The organism is Mesorhizobium sp. USDA 4413, from assembly GCF_056280365.1.
In genome coordinates this window covers 192,362-216,061 of sequence record NZ_JBVPRP010000001.1, presented here as the reverse complement: position 1 = coordinate 216,061, position 23,700 = coordinate 192,362, and the positions used below count along the sequence as shown (strand labels likewise).

General features: G+C 63.7%; 22 protein-coding genes and 1 tRNA gene. 18 read left to right on the top strand and 5 right to left on the bottom strand.

The window, feature by feature from the left end:
* Positions 1-15: 15 nt before the first annotated feature.
* Positions 16-927: an RNA polymerase sigma factor RpoH gene (rpoH, locus tag ACVMIM_RS01080; RefSeq protein ID WP_040998783.1), complete on the bottom strand. Its 912-nt coding sequence runs from the start codon at positions 925-927 to the stop codon at positions 16-18.
* 210 nt (positions 928-1,137) lie between these two features.
* Positions 1,138-2,202 (bottom strand): RluA family pseudouridine synthase, encoded by a 1,065-nt coding sequence (locus tag ACVMIM_RS01075; protein WP_476109860.1) that lies wholly within the window; start codon positions 2,200-2,202, stop codon positions 1,138-1,140.
* Positions 2,203-2,228: 26 nt separating this feature from the next.
* Between ACVMIM_RS01075 and ACVMIM_RS01070 the strand changes: the two genes are divergently transcribed.
* From ACVMIM_RS01070 to ACVMIM_RS01045, 6 genes are all read left to right on the top strand, one after another.
* On the top strand, positions 2,229-2,609 hold the full coding sequence (locus tag ACVMIM_RS01070) for a hypothetical protein (protein ID WP_040998779.1): 381 nt from the start codon (positions 2,229-2,231) through the stop codon (positions 2,607-2,609).
* Positions 2,606-3,013 (top strand): VOC family protein, encoded by a 408-nt coding sequence (locus ACVMIM_RS01065; RefSeq protein WP_476109858.1) that lies wholly within the window; start codon positions 2,606-2,608, stop codon positions 3,011-3,013. The genes ACVMIM_RS01070 and ACVMIM_RS01065 overlap by 4 nt, the downstream gene beginning before the upstream one ends.
* A 90-nt stretch (positions 3,014-3,103) precedes the next feature.
* Positions 3,104-3,178, top strand: a tRNA-Glu gene (locus ACVMIM_RS01060).
* A gap of 216 nt (positions 3,179-3,394) precedes the next feature.
* Complete coding sequence (locus tag ACVMIM_RS01055; protein WP_040998775.1) at positions 3,395-3,976, top strand: VOC family protein; 582 nt, start codon at positions 3,395-3,397, stop codon at positions 3,974-3,976.
* A 22-nt stretch (positions 3,977-3,998) separates the two neighbouring features.
* Positions 3,999-4,880, top strand: coding sequence for a glutathione S-transferase family protein (locus ACVMIM_RS01050; RefSeq protein ID WP_476109856.1), 882 nt, complete (start codon positions 3,999-4,001; stop codon positions 4,878-4,880).
* Between the two features lie 259 nt (positions 4,881-5,139).
* Positions 5,140-5,505 (top strand): hypothetical protein, encoded by a 366-nt coding sequence (locus ACVMIM_RS01045; protein ID WP_040998771.1) that lies wholly within the window; start codon positions 5,140-5,142, stop codon positions 5,503-5,505.
* A gap of 100 nt (positions 5,506-5,605) precedes the next feature.
* Here the strand turns inward: ACVMIM_RS01045 and ACVMIM_RS01040 are convergent, their stop codons facing one another.
* A complete protein-coding gene (locus ACVMIM_RS01040; protein WP_476109854.1) occupies positions 5,606-5,821 on the bottom strand; it encodes a hypothetical protein in 216 nt (71 codons plus the stop codon).
* 337 nt (positions 5,822-6,158) lie between these two features.
* Between ACVMIM_RS01040 and ACVMIM_RS01035 the strand changes: the two genes are divergently transcribed.
* Entirely contained in the window at positions 6,159-7,040 is an 882-nt protein-coding gene (locus ACVMIM_RS01035; RefSeq protein WP_476109853.1) for a DUF2865 domain-containing protein, read from the top strand.
* Positions 7,041-7,097: 57 nt separating this feature from the next.
* On the opposite strand, the gene ACVMIM_RS01030 is transcribed toward ACVMIM_RS01035, so the two are convergent.
* The gene (locus ACVMIM_RS01030) at positions 7,098-7,445 is read right to left on the bottom strand and encodes a hypothetical protein (protein WP_476109851.1); all 348 of its coding nucleotides are present in this window, start codon (positions 7,443-7,445) and stop codon (positions 7,098-7,100) included.
* A gap of 197 nt (positions 7,446-7,642) precedes the next feature.
* Between ACVMIM_RS01030 and ACVMIM_RS01025 the strand changes: the two genes are divergently transcribed.
* The 7 genes from ACVMIM_RS01025 (at position 7,643) to phoB (ending at position 16,681) form a co-directional block, all read left to right on the top strand.
* A complete protein-coding gene (locus tag ACVMIM_RS01025) occupies positions 7,643-10,990 on the top strand; it encodes a response regulator (protein ID WP_476109850.1) in 3,348 nt (1,115 codons plus the stop codon).
* A gap of 493 nt (positions 10,991-11,483) precedes the next feature.
* A complete protein-coding gene (pstS, locus tag ACVMIM_RS01020) occupies positions 11,484-12,542 on the top strand; it encodes a phosphate ABC transporter substrate-binding protein PstS (RefSeq protein ID WP_476109849.1) in 1,059 nt (352 codons plus the stop codon).
* Positions 12,543-12,605: 63 nt separating this feature from the next.
* Positions 12,606-13,592 (top strand): phosphate ABC transporter permease subunit PstC, encoded by a 987-nt coding sequence (gene pstC / locus ACVMIM_RS01015; protein WP_040998765.1) that lies wholly within the window; start codon positions 12,606-12,608, stop codon positions 13,590-13,592.
* 3 nt (positions 13,593-13,595) lie between these two features.
* A complete protein-coding gene (gene pstA, locus ACVMIM_RS01010; RefSeq protein ID WP_476109847.1) occupies positions 13,596-14,447 on the top strand; it encodes a phosphate ABC transporter permease PstA in 852 nt (283 codons plus the stop codon).
* Positions 14,444-15,247 (top strand): phosphate ABC transporter ATP-binding protein PstB, encoded by an 804-nt coding sequence (gene pstB / locus ACVMIM_RS01005; RefSeq protein ID WP_040998761.1) that lies wholly within the window; start codon positions 14,444-14,446, stop codon positions 15,245-15,247. The genes pstA and pstB overlap by 4 nt, the downstream gene beginning before the upstream one ends.
* A gap of 20 nt (positions 15,248-15,267) precedes the next feature.
* The gene (gene phoU / locus ACVMIM_RS01000) at positions 15,268-15,975 is read left to right on the top strand and encodes a phosphate signaling complex protein PhoU (protein ID WP_040998760.1); all 708 of its coding nucleotides are present in this window, start codon (positions 15,268-15,270) and stop codon (positions 15,973-15,975) included.
* A 16-nt stretch (positions 15,976-15,991) separates the two neighbouring features.
* Positions 15,992-16,681 (top strand): phosphate regulon transcriptional regulator PhoB, encoded by a 690-nt coding sequence (gene phoB / locus ACVMIM_RS00995; protein ID WP_010911896.1) that lies wholly within the window; start codon positions 15,992-15,994, stop codon positions 16,679-16,681.
* Between the two features lie 168 nt (positions 16,682-16,849).
* Here the strand turns inward: phoB and ACVMIM_RS00990 are convergent, their stop codons facing one another.
* A complete protein-coding gene (locus ACVMIM_RS00990) occupies positions 16,850-18,094 on the bottom strand; it encodes an ROK family protein (protein WP_476109845.1) in 1,245 nt (414 codons plus the stop codon).
* A gap of 369 nt (positions 18,095-18,463) precedes the next feature.
* Between ACVMIM_RS00990 and xylF the strand changes: the two genes are divergently transcribed.
* The 4 genes from xylF to ACVMIM_RS00970 all read left to right on the top strand — a co-directional run bounded on the left by xylF (position 18,464) and on the right by ACVMIM_RS00970 (position 23,645).
* Positions 18,464-19,504 (top strand): D-xylose ABC transporter substrate-binding protein, encoded by a 1,041-nt coding sequence (gene xylF, locus ACVMIM_RS00985; RefSeq protein ID WP_476109844.1) that lies wholly within the window; start codon positions 18,464-18,466, stop codon positions 19,502-19,504.
* A gap of 221 nt (positions 19,505-19,725) precedes the next feature.
* Positions 19,726-21,078, top strand: a complete 1,353-nt coding sequence (locus ACVMIM_RS00980; RefSeq protein WP_476109842.1) for a sugar ABC transporter permease — start codon at positions 19,726-19,728, stop codon at positions 21,076-21,078.
* Between the two features lie 18 nt (positions 21,079-21,096).
* A complete protein-coding gene (locus ACVMIM_RS00975; protein WP_278051431.1) occupies positions 21,097-21,897 on the top strand; it encodes an ATP-binding cassette domain-containing protein in 801 nt (266 codons plus the stop codon).
* Positions 21,898-22,028: 131 nt separating this feature from the next.
* Complete coding sequence (locus ACVMIM_RS00970; protein ID WP_476109841.1) at positions 22,029-23,645, top strand: CHASE domain-containing protein; 1,617 nt, start codon at positions 22,029-22,031, stop codon at positions 23,643-23,645.
* Positions 23,646-23,700 lie beyond the last annotated feature (55 nt).

The following is a 23,700-nucleotide window of genomic DNA, read 5'->3' as shown; positions in this document are numbered from 1 at the left end:
TTGGTGACTTGAGCTTTAAGCCGCCGGCTGCGCTTCGATGGTGCGCAGCGCCTGGGTCTGGCGCTTGGCGGCGGCCTTGACCGCATCCTGCACCTTCTCGAAAGCGCGCACCTCGATCTGGCGCACACGCTCGCGGCTGATGTCGAACTCGGCCGACAGCTCTTCCAGCGTCAGCGGCTCTTCGGCGAGGCGGCGCGCCTCGAAGATGCGCCGCTCGCGGTCGTTGAGGACCGACAGAGCGCCCGACAGCATGGCGCGCCGGTTTTCCAGCTCGTCTTGCTCGATCAGCATCTCTTCCTGGCTTTCGTGGTCGTCGACCAGCCAGTCCTGCCATTCGCCGGACTCGCCTTCGCTTGCCCGGATCGGGGCGTTGAGCGAAGCATCGCCCGACAGGCGGCGGTTCATCGAGATCACCTCGGCCTCGGAAACGTTCAGGCGGGTGGCGATCTCGGCGATCTGGTCGGGCTTCAAGTCGCCTTCATCGAGCGCCTGGATCTTGCCCTTCACCTTGCGCAGGTTGAAGAACAGACGCTTCTGGTTGGCGGTGGTGCCCATCTTGACCAGGCTCCACGAGCGCAGGATATATTCCTGGATCGAGGCCTTGATCCACCACATGGCATAGGTGGCAAGCCGGAAACCACGCTCCGGCTCGAATTTCTTCACGGCCTGCATAAGGCCGACATTGCCTTCCGAGATCACCTCGCCGATCGGCAGACCGTAGCCGCGATAGCCCATGGCGATCTTGGCGACGAGCCGCAAGTGGCTGGTGACGAGCTTGTGGGCAGCCGAAGTGTCCTGATGCTCGGCGTAGCGTTTTGCGAGCATGTACTCTTCCTGCGGCTGAAGCATCGGAAAGCGGCGGATTTCTTCCAGGTAACGGGCGAGACCGCCTTCACCGGAAACAATACTGGGTAATGATTGGGCCATGATAGCGCCCCCTCTCTTGGAGTGAATTGCCCCCGAAACTCGGCGGGCATGCGACGCGGATGCCAAAGGCTCACCCGCGACAACCTGTATATATAGGAACAAAACCAGACAAGACAGGCATTTGTTCAACGCTAAACAGTCTGTCACGCTGAAGTGAACAACGCCAGTCAGGTTTTTTGATGGCTGGTTTGCAGCTTGTTCGTGGCGGGTTCAAAGTTTGCGGAAGCCGCCGACGAGTTCCTCCACGTCTCCCGGTATCGGCGCTTCGAACCTCATCGTTAGATGGGTGGTCGGGTGCCGGAATTCAAGGAGCCAGGCGTGCAGGGCCTGTCGGGGAAAGGCGTTGACCTTGGTTTTCAAGGGTTCCGGCAGCCGGTTGGCCTTGGTGCGGAAGGCCTGCCCGTAATCCGGGTCGCCGACTACCGGGTGGCCGATATGGGCCATGTGGACGCGGATCTGGTGGGTGCGGCCGGTCTCCAGCCGGCATTCGAGGAGGCTGGCGGTGGCGAAAGCCTGCTGTGCCTCGCCGAAACGCTCGACGACGCTGAAATGCGTGACGGCATGGCGGGCATCGTCACGGTTTTCCGGCACCACCGCACGGCGCACGCGATCGGCGGCACGGCCCAAGGCAGCATCGACCGTGCCGGTCGGCCGCTGCGGGATGCCCCACACCAGCGCCAGATAGGCGCGTTCGAGGTCGCCCGTGCGGCCGTGGTCGGCAAAGGCTTCCGACAGGGCCTTGTGGGCGCGGTCAGTCTTGGCCACGACCATGACGCCGCTAGTTTCCTTGTCCAGCCGGTGGACGATGCCCGGCCGCCTGACACCGCCTATGCCGGAGAGGCTGTCGCCGCAATGATGGATCAGCGCATTGACCAGCGTGCCGGTCCAGTTGCCGGCGCCGGGATGGACGACCAGTCCCGCCGGCTTGTTGATGACGATCAGCTCGTCGTCTTCGTAGAGGATGTCGAGGGGGATGTCCTCGCCCTGCGGCTCGGCCAGCTCGGGCGCGGGCACCAGGACTTCGACACGCTCACCGGCCGTGAGCTTGCGCTTGGCCTCCAGCACCGCCTTGCCGGCGATGGAGACCGCGCCTTGGCGGATCAGCGCCTGCACGCGGCTGCGCGAGAGCTCCGGCCCGAGCCTGGCGGCGAGCCACTGGTCGAGGCGCTGGCCGACGGCGTCCGCACCGGCTTCGAGCACGACGGCCTCACCGGTTTCCTCGTCAGCCAATTCGTCCTCTATCAATATCGGGGTCTCTTCGTTATGAGCGCTCATCGAAACCCGTTGCGGATTGTTTAGCCATGGCCCGGCCGATCGCCGAAGAAGATGAGGAAAAGCCGCTCGACCCCGCGGCCGAAAAAGTGCGCCGCAAGCTCGTCCGCTTCATGATCGTCAATCTCGGCCTTCTGTTTCTCGCCCTTATGGTGGTGATCGGCGCGCTTGTCTACAAAGCCCGCAATGCGCCGGCGGCCGGCCCTGCGCCTGCCGGCGATGTCCAGGCCCCGGCCGGCACGCCGCTGTCGGGCGACATCGTGCTCCCCGTCGGCGCCAAGGTGATCAGCCAGTCGCTCTCTGGCAACCGCCTGTCGATCGATGCCGAGCTTACCGACGGCAGCCATTCGATCTTCGTCTACGACATCGCCGAGCGCCGCATCATCGGCCAATTCGCGATTCGCAAATGAGCGGCTTTGCCGAACGCCGCAGCGTCGCGACCGTTGCGCTCGTCGTCGCCGATTACGACGAGGCGGTTCGCTGGTATGTCGAGCGGCTCGGCTTCGTGCTCGCCGAGGATGTCGATCTCGGCGGCGGCAAGCGCTGGGTCACCGTCGCGCCGGCGAGGGGCCAGGGCGCGCGGCTGCTCCTGGCGCAGGCATCCGGCGAAGAGCAGGCAAGCCGCATTGGCAACCAGACCGGCGGCCGGGTCTTCCTGTTCCTCGAGACCGACGATTTTTCCCGCGACCATCAGGCGATGTTCGCCAAGGGCGTCGAGTTCCGCGAGACGCCACGCTTCGAGGCCTATGGCACGGTGGCGGTCTTTTCCGATCTCTACGGCAATCTCTGGGACCTGATCGAGCCGAAACGATAGGGCTGAACAAGTTACTCGTTAAGCACGGGAAGCAGTCGAAACCCCAGTTGCTTTTTCCCCGCCGCCAGCCTATGTAGCCGGTTCTTGAGCGCGCCCATCGTCTAGCGGTCAGGACACCGCCCTCTCACGGCGGGAACAGGGGTTCGATTCCCCTTGGGCGTACCAAGCTTCTTCCCGCTCACGGACCGCTGAGGGCACTGTGCTTCTGGCGCATCGCCGCGGATTGAATTAGCATCTCTTCATGAATGCGCATGCCGCAATCGAACATAGTGCGGAACAAGAAGCGCAGGGGAACCGGGCGGCGGTCGCGCCAAGCGCTAACCCAATGGCGGCTAGGCATCCGAATTCCTGCCGGCCGGCAAAAGCAGGAGGGAGGAGCCAATGCGGAAGCTGCAGTCGCAAGGCGTTCATCACATCACGCTGGTCGGCGCCGGGCGCCAGACCTCGATCGACTTCTGGGAGGGCGTGCTCGGCATGCCTTTCATTTTCGAGCAGCCCAATCTCGACAAGGCGAGCGAAAGCCATCTCTATTTCGATCCGGGCGATGGGCGTCTGATCACCGTCTTCACCGACGAGAGCCGCACCCCGGTCAAGCGGCGGACGCCGACCGATATCGGCTGCGTCCATCACATCGCCTTCTCGGTGTCGCGGGTCACCTTCCTGCAGGCGGTCGCGCGGCTCGACGAGCGCGGCATCAAGCACAGCGGGGTCAAGGACCGCGGCTTCATGGACTCGATCTACTTCGAGGATCCACTGGGACTGTTGATCGAGCTTGCTTCCTACCGCTTCGAACCGCCGGCCGGCTTCACCCATGCCGACGTGCTGATGGAAGCGCACAAGATCCGTGTGGCGCGCGGCGACTACAACATCGCCGAAGTCCATCTCGCGGACGCCATCCAAGCGCTGGTCGAGCGGTCGCGCGAAACGCTGTCGGAAAACAGGGCGGCAAAAAATCCTTATTAACCAGGTCAGAGGGAGGACCGACATGGCAAAGGCTGCAACGAAGAGCGCGAAGAAACCCGCGGCCAAGGCCGCGGCAAAAACCGCCGCGAAGGTGAATACGAAAGCCGCGACCAAGGCGACGGCAAAAGCCGCGCCTAAAGCGACGGCAAAAGCCGCGCCTAAAGCGACGGCAAAGGTCGCTTCTAAAGCCAAGGCGAAGCCGGCCAGGAAGCCTGGCGTGAAGCTCAGCATGCTGAGGCCGAGCGTCAACAACATGACGGTGCGGGTGTTCGCGCGCGCAGCCGGGCTCGATCATGCGGAGACCGATGCCTGGGGCCATACGCGTTCGCCCGAGTTCCTGGCGCGCAATCCAGCGCATCTGACCCCCATGATCGAGGACAAGGGCCTGCCGCGCGGTGTGCTGTGGGAAAGCTGCGCCATCATGCAGTATCTCGCCAACAAGCATGGGCTGGATAAGTTCTATCCGAAGGCACCGGCAAAGCGGGCGATGATCGACAGCGCCATGTTCTACCTGGTCGGCACGCTTTATCCTTACGTCGCCCGCGCGACCTATCCGGCGCTCGGCTTTCCGCAATATGCCGGCGAGGTCGGCCACAGCGACGCGCACCCTGACAAGAAGTCGGAAGCGCAAAAGGCGGCGATGGCCGCGATCGCCGAGCCGCTCGAGGTGTTTCACTCCTTCTTCCGCAACGGCAAACCATTCATTGGCGGCAACAATCCGTCGATCGCCGATATAAGGCTGGCGGCAACGCTCGAATTCCTGGCGGTCATCGACTATGCGCTGCCCAACTGGGCGAAGGAATATATGGCGGCAATGGAGAAGAAGCTCGGCAACGCCTATTCGGAGCCGGCCGGCGACGTGCGCGCCTACATCGCGCATGTGAAATCGCAGGCCAGTGCATAAGCCGCCCTCGCGTTAAGGTTTCGTTTACCTAAGATCTGTCTACTGGTTCCAGTCCTCGCCGCGACCACGGATGTACTGGCGCCATGACGAGGCAAGGGAAAGGTCGGCTGCGTGCCGGCCTTTTGCTTTTGCGGCCGTCGCGCCGAAATCACGACAGTATGATTGCGTCGCCGACGGGCGGACTGAAACCCTATTGTCATCCTCGCCATGGATCGTACGATACCGTGAGGGGGCTGAGCGACGGCGACGAGGACCTGCGATGAACATGGCAAGATTTTTGATGACAGCGGGCGTGCTGTCGGTTGTGCCCTTTCCATCTATAGCCGCATCGCTCAACAGCATGAACGACGTCGGCGCCGCCCTGCTCGCCTGCTGGACGCCGCCGGCCAATTCCGACAATTCCTCCGTCACGCTCAGCTTCAGCTTCAAACGCGACGGCACACTGATCGGACCGCCGAAGACGACCGCCATACATGTCAGTGGCGACGACAAGGCGCGCAAAGCCTATGTCGACGCGGCGACCAAGGCCATGCAGGATTGTCTGCCGCTCAGCTTCTCGCCCTCGCTGGCGCAAGGCATTGCCGGAAACGTTTTCACGCTGCAGTTCAACTCGCCGAAGAAGTAGGCGGCAGCCTGACTATTATTTGCAAGCAATTCCGGACGGAAAGCCACGGTGCAGGCGCCGAGCCTAGAGCGCGTCGCACTTTCGTGGAATTGCGTTCAGGTTAACCGCGTGTGCGCCTGGCCTGGGCGTGCTTTTCCAGTTCCGGCATCTCGAAGACGTAGTCGCTCCAGGCGGAGTCCGGGATCTGCCCGGCCAGATAACAATCCAGCAGAAGGCTTTGCTCGGGGGTAAGGGGTCTCGGCGCGCGCTCATGATCCAGGCCAAGCGAGTGGATCAGGTTCCTGGTCAGGCCAGAGACGGTGAAGTGAAAGGACATCTTCGGTCTCCTCTTCGCTGCGCGGGTCACATCAACGCCAACAACGTTCATCACCGGTCAAAGGTTTCATCGGCGATGCGTGGTCGCGCCTCGCCCTGACCACGGCCGGATGGTTTTCGCCCTACTGCCTCAATCTTGAGGTGAAAGCGTAATTTTTGCTTCACAAAATTGAGCATAATACTTAAGATAGTTCCTGTCTAACCTTTCTATACATCAGAATTTTCTCATTTAGCCAGCGTCAATTAAGTCGAACTCGTTTTTCGAACAGGGGTGGCGCCCGATGACGAGGTTACGGTTTCTTAAGGCACCAATTCTGGTGTCCACGGCGATCTTGGCGATGACGCAGGTTTCTTACGCCGATTCTTGCTCGACGCTGAGAAGGCAGATGCTGTCCAGCGGTCGCGACGCGGCAAGCCCCGAGCTTGCGCAACTGCGGCGCCAGCTGGCCGCGATCCAAGGGCTGGAGAGGCAGCGCCAATGCACCGCCAGCGGCGCTGTCGGGGGCTTCTTCAATGCCTGCGCGGATCTCATCCGGAGCCGCACCGAGGTGCAGCGCCGGATCGCCAGCATCGGCAATTCCGGCCGCGATTCCTCCGGGTTGCAGGCAAGATACGTCGCCCTCGGTTGTCAGGCGGCTCCCAAGCGCCAGCCGGCGCCCCAGCAGCAGGCATCCAACACGGAGGCGTTCGGCGGGAACGCGATGCTGTTTTGCGTCCGCCTCTCGGACGGCTATTTCTTCCCCGCGCCGAACTCGCAATTCGCGCGGGCCAGGGACCTCAAGGATATGGTCGATCAATGCCGCTACATCTGCGACGATGCGGGCGTCGATCTCTATACGCTGAGCGATCCGAGCCTCGAGACCGACCAGATGGTGGCGGTCGAGACGCGCAAGCCCTATACCGAGCTGCCAACCGCCTTCCGCTATCGCGATGCCGCTGAGTTCAAGGCCTGCGATCTCAAGCGCTACTCCGAGCGTGTGGCCGAGCTCAGGGCACGCACGGTGACGCCGGGCAACATGGAAAACGCCCTTGCCGACATCGAGGCCGGACCTTGGCACGGTCTCGGATATTCCGTCGGGCAATGCTCATGGCGCGAAAGCGAATGCCACCAACTCGATCGCACGGTCCGGGGCGGTTGCTCCGGCAGGCGCGAAGCCGGTGCGCATCGTTGGGCCGGCCTTCTTCCCGGCGAATTGAACCGGCCGCCGTTCCCGGTCTGAGGCATCCGCATCGAGGCAGGCCGTCGAGCCGGCATCGACCGGCGGATTTAGGGCCAGTTACTCGCAGACGACGCGGTAGCGCTTGCCGCTTTCGCCGACATTCCTGCAGGTGAGGGGGTTCTGGGCGTCGGAAGACTGATCGGGCGAATCCTGGTTGTAGGAGGGCCGCGCCGGAGCGGATCTGGAATGGCGCCGCACCGCGGGGGTCTGCAGCGGGCTCGGCGGCAGAGGAAACACATCCGAGACGATCTGCCGCGATGCGGTCGTTCCGGGCGGCGCCTCGTCCCAGACACGCCTGACATCCATACGGCTCGGAACGATGACCGTGCCGTCGTCGCTGCGCGCGCAGCCACCCGCCGCAAGCAGCGCCGGGCACAGGATGAAAGCCGCGATTCGATCAAACATTAGCAACACCTCAGACACCTTATAATGCGTCGTTGCCTTGATCGCCAACGGGCGGATTACCGCAGCCGGCGCGACAATGGGAATCTGCTCAACGGCACCGACGGCAGGCCGTTGCAATCATTATGGTTAGCGGATCGTTAATGCTTGTCGGGCACATTCCGCCGATGAACCGGCACGGTTCGGCCTTGGGGGTAGGAATGGCGGATACGGACGGAATTGTCGGGGCGGACAGCGCGCGGAATTTCGACAAGGCGGATATGCGCGGCAACGGGGCCTTTCTCGGCGATATGGCCGGAACCTCGGAGGCGCTTGCCAATCTGAGCCTGATGGTCGATTCCATGCCGATCGGCGTCGTCGTTCTCGATGCCGAATTGCGGGCGGAGGTGGTCAACCGGGCATTCTACGACTTCTGGAAGATCGATCCGCGGCGCGCTCCGGCCGGCAGCCGCTTTCGCGACATTATGGAAGCCAGCCGTGAGGTCGATCCGTTCGGCGGCGAGGAACAGGCCTGGCAAAACCATGTGGCCGAACGAGAGGCCGAAATCCGGGCCGGTGCCGCGGGATCCAGGCAATTGCCGCGAAAGGATGGCCGCACGCTGATTGCCTCGCTGGCGCCCCTTCCCGGCGGCAAGCGGCTGATTTCCTATGTCGACATCACCGACATGAAGCAACGCGAGACCGAGGCCGAGGACGCGCGCAGGAATCTCGCCACCGTGCTGGAGTCGCTGCCGGCGGGCGTCATCATCTACGACCGCGACGACCGCTTCGTCTTCGCCAACCGCAAGCTGCAGGACACGCTGCCAGCGTTGAAGCCGGCCTGGCAGCCGGGCCGCACATTCCGCGAGGCATTGGCTCTCGGCCATTCGGTCGGCTATTTCCGCTCGAGCGGCGATACCGAGATCGACGATCTGTATGGCGTCGACACCGAGCGCTGGCTCGACGCCATGCTGAAGCGGTACCATTTGCCGAACTCTTCCTACGAGCGCCTCAATCCGGACGGGCGTTGGTACCAGGTCTACGACATGCGCACCGACGACGGCACGTTCATCGGCGTGCGCGTCGATATCACCGACATCAAGGTCCGCGAGAAGGCGCTGCGCGACTCGATGCGCCAGATCGACCTCTACCGGCACGTCATGGACGAGCTGCCGGTGGCCGCCTTCATCAAGGCCGACGATCTCAGCATCGAATTCGTCAACAAGGCTTGGTGCGCGCTGACCGGGCTCGCCAAGGACGAGGTGCTCGGCAAGACGGATCGCGAGCTTTTCGCGACGGAAGAGGCCGACGGCTTCAGCAATGACGACATCGAAGTCGTGACGACCGGTGTAGGGCGCGAGGTCGAGGAAGCCGTCACGCACCGCGACGGCACGGTACGGCAGCTGATGACGCGCAAGAGCCGGCTGGTGGCGACCGACGGCTCGGTGCATCTGGTCGGCTCCAGCACCGACATCACCGACGTGAAAGCGCGCGAACAGGCGCTCAAGCAAAGTATGAGCGAGAACGAGGTGTTCCGCAGCCTCATCGATAATGTGCCGGTGTCGATCTATGCCAAGCGCTCGGATCTCAGGCAATTCTACGTGAACAAGGGCTGGTGCGATCTCACCGGCTTCAGCAAGGAAGAAGCGGTCGGCAAGACCGACGTCGAGATCTTCGGTGCGGACGGTGAAGCTTTCGTGGCGGGCGACCTAGCCGTGCTGCGCACCGGCGAAACGCAGGAGATCGAGGAGACGGTGACGCTGCCGGACGGCAGCGTCAGACACCAGTTCGCGCGCAAGGGCGCGATGATCGCCTCGGACGGCTCGCTCTACCTCATCGGCTCCACCACCGATATCACCGAGCTCAAGCAGCGCGAGGCCGAGCTGAGCGAAGCGCGGCGGCGTGCCGTGCTCGCCGACCGGGCCAAGTCGGAATTCCTCGCCAATATGAGCCACGAGATACGCACGCCCATGAACGGGGTCCTTGGAATGGCGGAACTGCTGGCAAAGTCGGACCTCGATCCGAAGCAGAAGACGTTCACCGATATCATCGTCAAATCCGGCAACGCGCTGCTCACCATCATCAACGACATCCTCGACTTCTCCAAGATCGACGCCGGCCAGCTGGTGCTCGATCCCGCGCCCTTCAACCTCGCCGAGGCGATCGAGGATGTGGCTACGCTGGTATCGACGCGCGCCAAGGAGAAGGACCTCGAACTCATCGTCCGTATCCAGCCGGGGCTCGAGGGCCAATTCGTCGGCGATGTTGGCCGCGTCAGGCAGATCGTCACCAACCTGCTCGGCAACGCCGTAAAATTCACCGACGAAGGCCATGTGCTGGTCGACGTCACGGGCGAGCGGGTTCCGGCGGGAACAAGGCTCACCATATCGGTCACCGACACCGGCATCGGCATTCCGGAAGAGAAGCTTAAGCTGGTGTTCGAAAAATTCAGCCAGGTCGACACCTCCTCGACCAGGCGGCATGAAGGCACCGGACTTGGCCTTGCCATCACGTCGCGGCTGGTCGAGATGATGGGCGGCGAGATCGGCGTCGACAGCGCCGAGGGCAAGGGCTCGACCTTCTGGTTCACGGTCACGCTGCCCCGGGCAGAGCAGGGCGGACAGCGCATCATGCCGGTCGATGTCACCGGCGCGCGCGTGCTCATCGTCGACGACAACGCCGTCAACCGCTCGATCCTGAGCGAGCAGATGGCGTCGTGGACGTTCGATTCCTGCGCGGCCGAAAGCGGCGCCGAGGGGTTGAAGGTGCTGATTGCCGCCGCCGCCTATGGCGTGCCGGTCGACTGCGTGGTGCTCGACTACCAGATGCCCGGCATGACCGGCGCCGAGATGGCGCGCATCGTGCGCAACACGGCGGGCCTGGCGCATACGCCCATCATCATGCTGACCTCGGTCGACCAGTCGCTTGCCAACACGACTTATCGAGACCTCGGCATCGACGCGCAGCTTATCAAGCCGGCGCGCTCCTCCGTCCTCCTGGAAACGCTGGTTGCGACCATCCAGCGTCATCGCCACAGCAGCGCCGCGGCGCAACCAGCCGCCGGCTCCGGCACGCCGCCGGCCGCGCCGGAGCCGGCGGCGGCATCGGAGCGCGCCATGCTGCAGCCGCCGCCGGTGCGGGCGCGGCCACGCCCAACCGATGCGGAGCGCGGGCTCGACATCCTCGTCGCCGAGGACAACGAGGTGAACCAGCTGGTGTTCACCCAGATCCTGGGCGAGACCGGCTACCGCTTCGAGATTGTAGGCAACGGCCGCAAGGCGCTCGACGCCTTCGGCAGGCTCAATCCGCGGATGATCCTGATGGATGTGTCGATGCCGGAAATGAACGGTCTGGAGGCGACGGGCGCCATCCGCCGGCTCGAGGAAGACATGGGCACGCATGTGCCGATCGTCGGCGTCACCGCGCACGCGCTGAAGGGCGACCGCGAACGCTGCCTGGAAGCCGGGATGGACGATTACCTGCCGAAGCCGATCAGTCCGCGGGCACTGCTCGAAAAGCTCGAGCGCTGGCTGGGATCGGACGTCGAGACCCGGCGCAATGCCGGTTAGAGCGGATTCGGCGGGCAAGACAGCGGCAAGAGACTGACGCATGCGTATGGTGCGATCGCACCATACCAAAGCAAAAGCCATGCACGGACAATGTGGTCATTGATTCCGCTCTTCGGTTACGGGCGGGAGCAGCGACCGCCAACAAGAAACAGCGTCGACTCTACCCCAACGGACCCTGTTTTCGGCGATGGCCAAGCCATGATCCGCTCTGGCGTTCGGGCAACGCGCTCTCGTCCGGATTTTATTTCCCGGCGGCCGCGACCCGGCCGCCGGGATAATTTTTTATTCAAAAGTCAGACAAGTTACTGATTCCCGGGGCAAACTCCGGCCGGTCTCTCGGGGCCGCCGCGGATCTCTCCGGACATCCCCTTTTCAGGCGTTACCAGGCTGACACGAAACTGTCATGCGACTGTAATAATCGAGGGCTATTGCGCTCACCGGGCGCCGATAGAACGGGTGCCGAAAGACCATCTTCCGAACAGGAGCAGGCCACATGAGACATTTCATCCGCTCGGCGGCCGTTGCGATTGCAATGGCTGCGGCATCAACCCTTAGCATGGCGGCCGCGATGGCTGCCGACATCTCCGGCGCCGGCGCCACCTTCCCCTATCCGATCTATGCGAAGTGGGCCGACGCCTACAAGAAGGAGACCGGCATCGGTCTCAATTACCAGTCGATCGGCTCCGGCGGCGGCATCAAGCAGATCAAGGCCAAGACCGTGACCTTCGGCGCTTCCGACGCGCCGCTGAAGGGCGAGGATCTCAACTCCACCGGGCTCGCGCAGTTCCCGATGGTGATGGGCGGCATCGTTCCGGTCGTTAACCTCGAAGGCGTCAAGCCGGGCGAACTGGTGCTCGACGGTCCGACACTGGCCGACATCTTCTCCGGCAAGATCACCAACTGGAACGACGAAGCGATCAAGAAGCTCAACCCCGACGTCAAGCTGCCCGACCAGGCGATCGCGGTCGTCCACCGTTCGGACGGCTCGGGCACCACGTTCAACTTCAGCTACTACCTGGCCGACGTCAGCGCCGACTGGAAGTCGAAGGTCGGTGTCAACACCGCGCTCGAATGGCCGGTGGGCATCGGCGCCAAGGGCAATGAAGGCGTCGCCAACAACGTCTCGCAGACCGGCGGCGCGATCGGCTATGTCGAATATGCCTATGCCAAGCAGAACAAGCTCACCTATGCCGACATGGTGAACAAGGACGGCAAGAAGGTCGAGCCGACCGCCGCCGCGTTCTCGGCCGCCGCGGCCAATGCCGACTGGAGCTCGCAGCCGGGCTACGGCGTTATCCTCGCCAATCAGGCCGGCGCCGAATCCTGGCCGATGACGTCGGCCACCTGGATCCTCGTCTACAAGAAGCCCGACGACGCGGCGGCCACGGCCGAAGCGCTCAAATTCTTCGCCTGGTCCTATGCCAAGGGCGACGAGCTGGCCGCCAGCCTGGACTACGTTCCGATGCCCGACGCCGTCGTGAAGAGCGTCGAGGAGATGTGGAGCAAGGACATCGTCGACGCGAACGGCAAGCCGCTCTACTCCGGCATGTAATTCTTGGCGAATAAGGAGGGCGCCTTCGGCGCCCTCCTGTCTCTTTCGAATGCGAGGGGCTCAATGACGGCCGTTTCCGAAGCTGCGACATCATCCGCCATGCGGACCAGGGAAGCGACAGTGCGCCGCTTCGCCGTCACCGACATGGTCTTCCGGGCAGCCACGCGCGCTTCCGCCATCCTCGTGCTGGTTCTCCTCGGCGGCGTCGCGATCTCGCTGATCGCCGGATCGTGGGAGGCGCTGTCGAAGTTCGGCTTCTCCTTCCTGACCACCGAATCCTGGAACCCCGTCACCGAGAATTTCGGCGCGCTAGCGCCCATCTACGGCACCATCGTCACCTCGGCCATCGCCATCCTCATCGCCGTGCCGATCGGCATCGGCATCGCCGTCTTCCTGACCGAGCTTTGCCCGCGCCCGCTCAGGCGCCCGATCGGCATCGCGGTCGAGCTGCTCGCCGGCATTCCCTCGATCATCTACGGCATCTGGGGCCTGTTCGTCTTCGCGCCGTTCCTGCAGACGACGATCCAGCCCTTCATCATCAGCATTTTCCACGGCATACCGGGGCTTTCCAGCCTGTTTGCCGGCCCGCCCTACGGCATCGGCCTGCTGACCTCGTCGCTGATCCTGGCCATCATGGTGCTGCCTTTCATCACCTCGATCACCAAGGACGTGTTCGACACGGTTCCCGCCGTGCTCAAGGAGTCGGCCTACGGCATCGGCTGCACGACCTGGGAAGTGACGCGGCGCGTCGTCATCCCTTATACCCGCGTCGGCATCATGGGCGGCGTCATGCTCGGCCTCGGCCGCGCGCTCGGCGAGACGATGGCCGTCACCTTCGTCATCGGCAACGCGCATCGCATCAGCGCCTCGCTGTTCGCGCCGGGCACGACCATCTCGGCGACCATCGCCAACGAATTCACCGAGGCCGATGGCGCGCTCTATACGTCCTCGCTGGTGGCGCTCGGCCTGATCCTGTTCATCATCACCTTCATCATCCTCGCGCTCGCACGCTACATGCTGTTGCGCATCGATAGCCGCACCGGAGCCTGACCGATGTCGACTGCCCAATCGCTTCACCGAAGCCGCAAACGCAAGAATGCCGTGATGATGGCGCTGTGCATCATCGCGGCGGGCATCGGGCTGGCCTGGCTGGCGCTGATCCTCGGCGCCCTCCTCTACAAGGGGCTTTCCGGGGTGAACCTGGCGGTGTTCACGGAAATGACGCCGCCGCCCGGCGATGCCGGCGGCCTGCTCAACGCCATCTATGGCAGCATCATCATGACGATCATCGGTATCGTCGTCGGCACGCCGATCGGCGTGCTGGCCGGCACCTACATGGCCGAGTACGGACGCTTCTCGCGGCTCACGACGGTGGTGCGCTTCATCAACGACATCCTGTTGTCGGCGCCGTCGATCATCGTCGGCCTGTTCGTCTATGAGCTGATGGTGCGGCCGATGGGGCACTTCTCGGCGATCGCCGGCGCCGTCGCGCTGTCGATCCTGGTGATCCCCGTCGTGGTGCGCACCACCGAGGACATGTTGAACCTCGTGCCCAACGCGCTGCGGGAGGCCGGCACCGCCATCGGCGCGCCGCGCTGGGTGGTGATCCGCTCGGTCGCCTACCGCGCGGCGCTGTCCGGCATCGTCACCGGCATCCTTTTGGCGATCGCCCGCATCTCGGGCGAGACGGCGCCGTTGCTTTTCACCGCGCTCAACAACCAGTTCTGGTCGAGCAATCTCAATGCCCCGATGGCCAGCCTGCCGGTGACCATCTTCCAGTTCGCTCTCAGCCCTTACGAGGAATGGCAGCAGCTGGCCTGGACGGGCGCACTCATAATCACCCTGACGGTTCTCGGGCTGAGCATCTTCGCCCGTAGCCTGACCGGACGCAGAGAGGACAGATGAAACCGATGTTGTCCACCGACCTTAACGCACCCGATGCCACCGTCGAGAAGGCCAAGATCGAGGTCAAGAACCTCAACTTCTACTATGGCCAGTCGAAGGCGCTGAAGGACATCAACCTGTCCCTGCCCGAGCGCAGCGTGACGGCCTTCATCGGCCCGTCCGGCTGCGGGAAGTCGACGCTGCTGCGCGTCTTGAACCGCATCTACGAGCTCTATCCGAAGCAGAGCGCCGAGGGCCAGGTGCTGCTCGACGGCAAGAACATCCTCGACCGTTCGCAGGACCTCAACCTGTTGCGCACGAAGATCGGCATGGTGTTCCAGAAGCCGACGCCGTTCCCGATGTCGATCTATGAGAACATCGCCTTCGGCGTCAGGCTCTATGAGAAGATCAGCAAAGCCGAGATGGACAACCGGGTCGAGTCGGCGCTGAAGCGCGCCGCGCTCTGGAGCGAAGTCAAGGACAAGCTCAATGCCAGCGGCCAGAGCCTCTCCGGCGGCCAGCAGCAGCGGCTCTGCATCGCCCGCACCGTGGCGGTGAAGCCCGAGGTCATCCTGCTCGACGAGCCGGCCTCGGCGCTGGATCCGCTGTCGACGGCGAAGATCGAGGAACTGATCGACGAATTGCAGGCCGACTACACGATCGTCATCGTCACCCACAACATGCAGCAGGCGGCGCGCGTGTCGCGGCAGACGGCGTTCATGTATCTGGGCGAGCTGGTGGAGTTCGACCGGACCGAGAAGATCTTCACCTCGCCCCGCGAGAAGCGCACGCAGGACTATATCACCGGCCGCTTCGGCTGAGCTCATACGAGGACATCATCATGGCCGAACATACCGTCGCCTCCTTCGACGAGGATCTGAGGCAGATCAGCCGGCTCATCAACGACATGGGTGACCTTGCCGGCTCGATGGTCGGCGCCTCGACCAAGGCGCTGCTCGAAAGCGACAATGCGCTGGCGCAGCGCGTCGTTTCCGACGACGCGATCATGGACGCAAGGCAGCGCGAGCTCGACGACCGCGCCATCACGCTGATCGCCAAGCGCCAGCCGATGGCGGACGATCTTCGCAACGTGGTCGGCTCGATCCGCATGGCGGGCGACCTCGAGCGCATCGGCGATCTCGCCAAGAACATCGCCAAGCGCGTCGGCTCGGTCGGCGTCAGCGCCGCGCCGCGCGACCTCACCCACTCGATCGATTCCATGGCGCAGATGGTGCTGATCCAGGTGCAGGGCGTGATCCAGGAATATACGGTGGGCGACGCTACGGCGCTGGCCAAGCTTCGCAACGACGACGAACGCATCGACGTCAAATACACATCCGTCTTCCGTGAGCTGTTGACCTACATGATGGAGGATCCGCGCAACATCACCGCTTGCACGCATCTTCTGTTCTGCGCCAAGAATCTGGAGCGCATTGGCGATCATGTGACCAACATCGCCGAGAACGCCTATTATGTGCTGACCGGCACGCAATTGCCCGCCAACCGTCCGAAGCAGGACGAGACGGCAATGTCGGCGCCGGCGGCCTGACGAAAAGGTTACCCCGATGATCGCGCCACGCATCATGGTGGTGGAGGACGAGGAGCCGCTGGGGGTGCTGCTCCGCTACAACCTCGAATCCGAGGGTTACCAAGTCGAAGTGGTGACCCGCGGCGACGAGGCCGAAATCCGCCTTCAGGAAAACGTTCCCGACCTGCTCGTGCTCGACTGGATGGTGCCGGCGGTTTCCGGCATCGAGCTTTGCCGGCGCCTCAGGATGCGGCCCGAGACCGAGCGGCTGCCGATCATCATGCTGACGGCGCGGGGCGAGGAAAGCGACCGCGTGCGCGGCCTTTCGACCGGCGCCGACGACTATCTGGTCAAGCCGTTCTCGACGCCGGAGTTCATGGCGCGCGTCAAGGCGCTGCTGCGCCGCGCCAAGCCGGAGGTGCTGTCCAGCGTGCTCAAGGTCGGCGACATCGTGCTCGACCGCGAATCGCACCGCGTCTACCGCAAGAAGAGCGAGATCAGGCTCGGCCCGACCGAGTTCCGGCTGCTCGAATTCATGATGCGGCATCCCGGCCGCGTGTTCTCGCGCAGCCAGCTGCTCGACAATGTCTGGGGCGAGACGATCTATATCGACGAGCGCACCGTGGACGTCCATGTCGGGCGCCTGCGCAAGGCGGTCAACAACGGCCGCATGCCGGACGTGATACGTACCATTCGGGGGGCGGGCTACGCGATCCGCGAGGACTAGGGATATCCTGATATTCAGGTGATGCCGGCCTGCGAATGGCGGCTTCCTGCGCTTCCGGTAATCACGTATCCAAAAGTACGCTCCGTTCCGGTTCTCGGAATCCACCATTCTCGACTCGGCTTGACCTGAATCTCAGGATATCCCAGCGCTCGCATTTTTCGGTCCTACTTAGGCCACGTTCTTCCCGACGGTGCCGGTTCTTGCCTGGCCTCCCGGCGCGAAAATCTCCTGGTCGACGAAGGTCAGCGCGCGCATGGCGCAGCCTTCGCGGATCAGCGGCAGCTCGTTCGGCTCGGTGTCGAAGGAGATCGATTCGGAGTGCTGGCCGCCGGCGGTCTGGGCGATCGCCTCCCTCAGCGCGGGCTCGATCAGGTCGAAGGCGGCCGCGCTGACGCCGACCATGGCGACGGGCGCCGGGTCGATCAGCGCGAACAGGCTGCCGAGGCCGAAGCCCAGCGCCTCGCCGGCCCGGCGATAGGCCTCGCGCTCGGGGCCGTCCTGTTGCCGGGCCTTCGCGGCAAGCGCGCGCATGTCGGCGTCGCCGACATCCGTCGGCGCGGCATCCTCGCTTATGCCCATGGCGCTGCGCCAGATGGCGTAATTGCCGGCATAGGCCTCGACGCAGCCGCGCCGGCCGCAGCGGCAAAGCGCGCCGCCGGGCCGGTGGATCATGTGCCCGAACTCACCGCCCGAGGAGTGCGTGCCGGTGAACAGCGCACCTTTCAGTACCAGACCCATGCCGATGCCGTGCGACAAGAGGATTGCGATGAAGTCGTCGCGATAGCGTTCAGGATCGCGCCATTGCAGCGCCACCGCCATCATGTTGCAGTCGTTCTCCATTGTGGCGGGGATGCCGAATTCCTTCTCCAGGATGTCGGCAAAGGGGATGTCGGTCAGCGGCGTGATCGGCGACCACAGCATGACGCGTGAATGGGTATCGGTGATGCCCTGAATGCCCATGGCGATGCGGGCGACGCTGCCGACGTCAAGGTCGGGATCATGCAGCCGGCGCCGGACGATCGCCAGGCATTCGCCGATCAGCTCGTCGCGCGGCATGACGAGCGTGTCCAGGCGCAGCTGCTCCTCGGCAACCACCTGGCCGGCATAGTCGATCACAGCGACCGACAGGAAGTTCAGCGACAACACCACGGTCAGCACAGCGGCGGCTTCGGGATTCAACGCCAGGCCGATCTGCGGCCGGCCGCGTTTCAACGCCGTCGGCTCGCTGGCCTTGCTTTCGCTGAGAATGCCCTCCTGGATCAGGTCGGCGGAGATCGCCGAAATGGTTGAGTGGCTAAGCCCGGTGGTGGCGGCAATCTCCGTGCGCGACGGCTGGCCGGCGCGGCGCACCGCCGAAATCACCATGGCGCGGTTGCGCCGGCGCAAATCGTCGTGGCGGATTCCCACCGACATTGTCTCGCACGTCCTCCCGAGTCATCGCGGCCTTGTGATGATGCCATGGCCTGTCGCTGACACGCTAGACGGTTCACCATTTACCGAAAACGGCGAACCGTTCGTCTTTTTGGTCCGACGCAATTCCGGGCGGAAAAACCACTGCGCACTTTTCCTGGGATTGCTTGTCGATTGTGGCAGAACCCCGGGTCCATGTCATTATTTATTGCGGACGCCGAAAAAAATACCTGAACCCATCAAAACCCATCAAGATCGCGGTTGACAGCGTCGTTTTACTGGACCACTATTTTTTTGAGGCTCGAAAAAAAGCCTCTGTACCGGCCTTCGGGCCAGTCTGGGTCGCGCCATACGGAGCGCAGGGAGGATATCATGAAGAAATTCGCAGCCGCCATCCTGGCGGGCGTTGCCATGTCGCTGACGCTGGCGTCGGTCGCCGAGGCGAAGGACAAGGTGATCGGCGTGTCGTGGTCGAATTTCCAGGAAGAGCGCTGGAAGACCGACGAAGCGGCTATGAAGGCCGCCATCGAGGCCGCCGGCGACAAGTATATTTCGGCCGACGCGCAGTCCAATCCGGGCAAGCAACTGACCGATGTCGAAAGCCTGATCTCGCAGGGCGCCAATGCGCTGATCATCCTGGCGCAGGATGCCTCGGCGATCGGCCCGGCGGTGCAGAAGGCGCTCGACGAGGGCATCCCGGTCGTCGGCTACGACCGGCTGATCGAAAACAAGGACGTGTTCTACCTGACCTTCGACAACAAGGAAGTCGGCCGCATGCAGGCCCGCGAGGTGTTCAAGGTGAAACCCGAAGGCAACTACGTCTTCATCAAGGGCTCGGGCGCCGATCCGAACGCCGACTTCCTGTTCTCGGGTTCCATGGAAGTTCTGAAGGACGCGATCGACAGCGGCAAGATCAAGAATGTCGGCGAGGCCTATACCGACGGCTGGCTGCCGGCCAACGCGCAGAAGAACATGGAGCAGTTCCTGACCGCCAACGACAACAAGGTTGACGCGGTCGTGGCGGCCAATGACGGCACCGCTGGCGGCGTCGTCGCTGCGCTGACGGCTCAAGGGTTGGCCGGCACCGTTCCGGTCTCCGGCCAGGATGGCGACCACGCGGCGCTCAACCGCATCGCGCTCGGCACGCAGACCGTGTCCGTGTGGAAGGACGCTCGCGAGCTCGGCAAGAACGCCGCCGAGATCGCTTCGCAGCTCGCCGACGGCAAGAAAATGGGCGACATCGCCGGCGCCAAGGACTTCACCACGCCTGGCGGAAACACCGTCAAGTCGCTGTTCCTGACGCCCGTCGCGATCACCAAGGACAATCTCAACGTCGTCATCGACGCGGGCTGGATCAAGAAGGACGAAGTCTGCGCGGGCGTGCCCGCCGGCAGCGTCAAGGTCTGCAACTGAGTTTGCCGACTTTCGACCGAAATCCTGCGCCGCAGGCTGGAGCGGTTCAATGAACCGCTCCAGCTCTCTGCTGCCGCAATCCCGGACGGAAACCCGCTTACGCGCCTTTCCCGGGATTTGCTTTAAAGCCGCGGCGTTTTCTCAAAAGATTTGTGTTTCCGCCTCTGGCGGATAGCTTCTAGGCTTGGCCAGGCATCCGCGCCAGCCGGCGGGAGGAAATCATGACCGACACGACGTCCATGCAACCGGCGGACACCGCGCGCGCGTCAGAACTCGGCGCCGTCGCCAGGTTCCTGAAGGCGACCGAGCTCGACACCCGCATGCTCGGCATGATCGGCGCGCTGCTCCTGATCTGGATCGGGCTGCATGTGATCTCCAGCCTGCGGCTTGGCGTCAATCCGCTCGACTTCGACAGCCGCACCTTCCTCACGCCGCGCAATCTCTGGAACCTGTCGGTGCAGACGTCGGCCGTGGCGATCATGGCCTCCGGCATGGTGCTGGTCATCGTCATGCGCAACATCGACCTGTCCGTCGGATCGGCCGAAGGCGTGATCGGCATGGTCATGGGCTTTGCCCAGGCGCATTTCCTGGTTCGCTTCGTCGGGCTTGAGCTCGGCAACCCGTGGATCTGGGTGCTGGCATTGCTGATCGGCCTGGCGCTCGGCCTCATCATCGGCGCCTTCCAGGGCTTCATCATTGCCTATCTCGAAGTGCCGGCCTTCATCGTCACGCTAGGCGGATTGCTGGTATGGCGGGGCGCTGCCTGGTGGGTCACCAGCGGCCAGACCGTTGCGCCGCTCGATGCCACCTTCCAGTTGATGGGCGGCGGCCCGGCGGGCTCGATCGGCGCCACATGGAGCTGGGTCGTCGGCATCGTCGCCTGCCTGGCTGTCATCTTCATGCATTTCAACGGCCGCGTCCAGCGCAAGCGCTTCCGCTTCCCGCTGCGCCCGGTCTGGGCCGAGACGCTGCTTGCCACGGTCACCTGCGCGATCATTCTGGGTGCCGTGTGGCTCGCCAACTCCTATCCGTGGCCGGTCGGCATCGTGAACCGCTACGCCGCCGCCAACAACATCACTGTCCCCGAAGGCGGGCTGTTCATCGCGCATGGCATCGCCATTCCGGTGCTGATGGCGGTCGCCGTCGGCCTGATCATGACCTTCGTCACCAAGCGCACGCGCTTCGGCCGCTATGTCTTTGCCATCGGCGGCAATCCGGAAGCGGCTAACCTCGCCGGCATCAACACGCGCTGGATCACCATGAAGGTGTTCATGATCATGGGCGTTCTGGCGACGATCGCGGCGGCGATCTCGTCGGCCAGGCAGAATTCGTCCACCAATGCGCTCGGAACGCTCGACGAGCTGCTGGTCATCGCCGCGGCCGTCATCGGCGGCACTTCGCTCGCCGGCGGTTCGGGCACCGTGCTCGGCGCCATGCTCGGCGCGCTTCTGATGCAGTCGCTGCAGTCCGGCATGGTGCTGCTCGGCGTGGACTCGCCGCTGCAGAGCATCGTCGTGGGCGCCGTGCTGGTCGTCGCGGTGTGGCTCGACACCCTCTATCGCAAGCGCGTCTGAGCAGGGAGGAAGATGATCATGGCTGACAAGACCGCTCCCGCCGGCGTTCCGCTGGTCGACATGCGCAACATCTCGATCGCCTTCGGCGGCATCCGCGCCGTCGACGATGCCTCCGTCAATCTTTTCCCCGGCGAAGTGATGGCGCTGCTCGGCCACAATGGCGCCGGCAAGTCGACGCTGATCAAGATCCTGTCCGGCGCCTACAAGCGTGACGGCGGACAGATCTTCATCAATGGCGAAGAGGCTTCGATCTCCAACCCGCGCGACGCCAAGAAATACGGCATCGAGACGATCTACCAGACGCTGGCGCTGGCCGATAATGTCGATGCCGCCGCCAACCTCTTCCTCGGCCGCGAGCTGATGACCGGCTGGGGCACGCTGGACGACGCCGCCATGGAAGCCGAGGCGCGCAAGGTGATGGGCCGACTCAATCCACGTTTCCAGCGCTTCAAGGAGCCGGTCATCAAGCTGTCGGGCGGACAGCGGCAGTCTGTGGCGATAGCGCGCGCGATCCTGTTCAACGCCCGCATCCTGATCATGGACGAGCCGACGGCGGCGCTCGGCCCGCAGGAGACGGCGCAGGTCGGCGAACTGGTCAAGCAGCTCAAGGCCGACGGCATCGGCATCTTCCTGATCAGCCACGACATCCACGACGTGTTCGAGCTCGCCGACCGGGTCTGCGTGATGAAGAACGGCCAGGTGGTTGGCACCGCCCGCACGACCGATGTCACCCAGGACGAGGTGCTCGGCATGATCATCCTCGGCAAATGCCCGCCCGGCGCGATTCCCGGTCCCGGAGCGCTGAAAATAGCGGCATAAGCCGGATGGGTAGCCGGCTAATTGACGGCCGCGTGATGGACCAGCCGGGGTGATGATTTGACCGCGCCATTGTGTTGGCGCGGAGACTTGCCCATAAAGATCGTCGACCGTCCACGGGCCGCATCCTTGATTTGAAGAAGCTTTTTCCCATCCTCGCCTTTGTCGCCGTCGCGCTGATCAGCCTGACGATGGCGGGGTTCGCTTATTTCGCGACACAGGAGGCGGCTCGGATCAAGTTCGAGGGTATCGCCGATGACGCGCTTAACAGAATCGAGAGCCGCATAGACCTGCATCTGTCGCTGCTGCGCTCGACGCAGGCGCTGTTCGATGCCCGCAACGGCGATATCACGCGCGGCGAATTCAAGGCTTTCTTCAGTGCGCTCGACATCGACGACGATTTCGCGGGGCTTCGCGGCATCGGCTTCCTGAGGCTCGCAAAGACAGGCGACGAGGCGGCAGTCGAACGCGATATCCTGCACGACCTCGGGTCGGCGCACCCGATCTACCCCGCGACGACCCAGCAATGGCGCACGCCGATCGTGCTGTTCGAGCCGCTCGATACGTCCAACCAGTCGATCATCGGCTTCGACATGTTCACCGAGCCGGTACGGCGCGAGGCGATCGAAAAGGCGATGGCCGACGACCAGCAGCATGCGAGCGGCATCGTCCAGCTCGGCCAGGGCGCCGGCGTGACACAGACCTTCACCGGATTCCTGGTTTTCGTTCGGCTGAACGTCGAAACCGCGCCCGAGGTGATCAATGCAAGCCGCTCCTCCACAGCCGGCTTTCTCTACGCTGCCTTCCGCGCGCAAGATCTGTTCCAGGTCGCGCTCAGCCACTCGCCGCTGCTGCCGGTCAATGTCGAGGTCTATGACGGCAAGCCCGAGGACGGCAATCTTCTGTTCCGTTCGGAAGCGCCGCCGGCAGAACGCATCGGAGCGAAGCTTCTGGCGCGTCGCGATATCGTTGTCGCGGGCCGGCCCTGGACCGTGTTGTTCAGGCCGACAAGCGCCTTCGACCCGCCGTCCTCGCGCGCCATTCCGGTAATGCTCGGGCTGTTCGGCCTTCTGCTCGCCGGTGCCATCGCGCTGGTGGCGCGCTACCAGGAACGCGCCTATGAGGCGAAATCGGCGCTGCACGAGGCGACCAAAAAGAGCCTGCTGGAAAAGGACCTGATCCTGCAGGAGATGAAGCACCGCATCAAGAATTCGATCACCCGCGTGCTGGCGATCGCGCGGCAGACCGCCTCGCAAGCCACCGACGTCAATGAGTTTTCGGCTTCGTTCTCGGCGCGCCTCCAGGCCATGGCGGCATCGCAGGACATGCTGACGCGCTCGCGGTGGCAGAAGGCCGATCTTGGCGACCTGCTGCGCACCGAACTCGGGCAGGTGTTCGGCAAGGATCTTCCCGAAGGGGTGCTGTCGGGGCCGGAGGTGCTGCTCGACGAGACGACGACGCAAGCGCTCGGGCTGACTTTCCACGAACTCGCCACCAACGCGCTGAAATACGGCGAAGCCGGCAGCTCGATGGGCGCGCTTAAAGTCGACTGGAGCCTCGAACAGCAAGGCCGAACGCTGGTGCTCAACTGGCGCGAGACAGGGCAGGAAAAACTGGAGACGCCGGCCAAGACCGGCTTCGGCACCAAGCTGATAGACCTCAATGTCACGCGCGAATTGCGCGGCACGATCGCGCGCGACTATCGCGACGATGGACTGAAGGTGGAGATAAGGATTCCGCTGATGCCGTGAGCGGCGGCGCCCGGGGGCCGGCGATCACGTGTTCAAGCACAACAAATCGGGCATA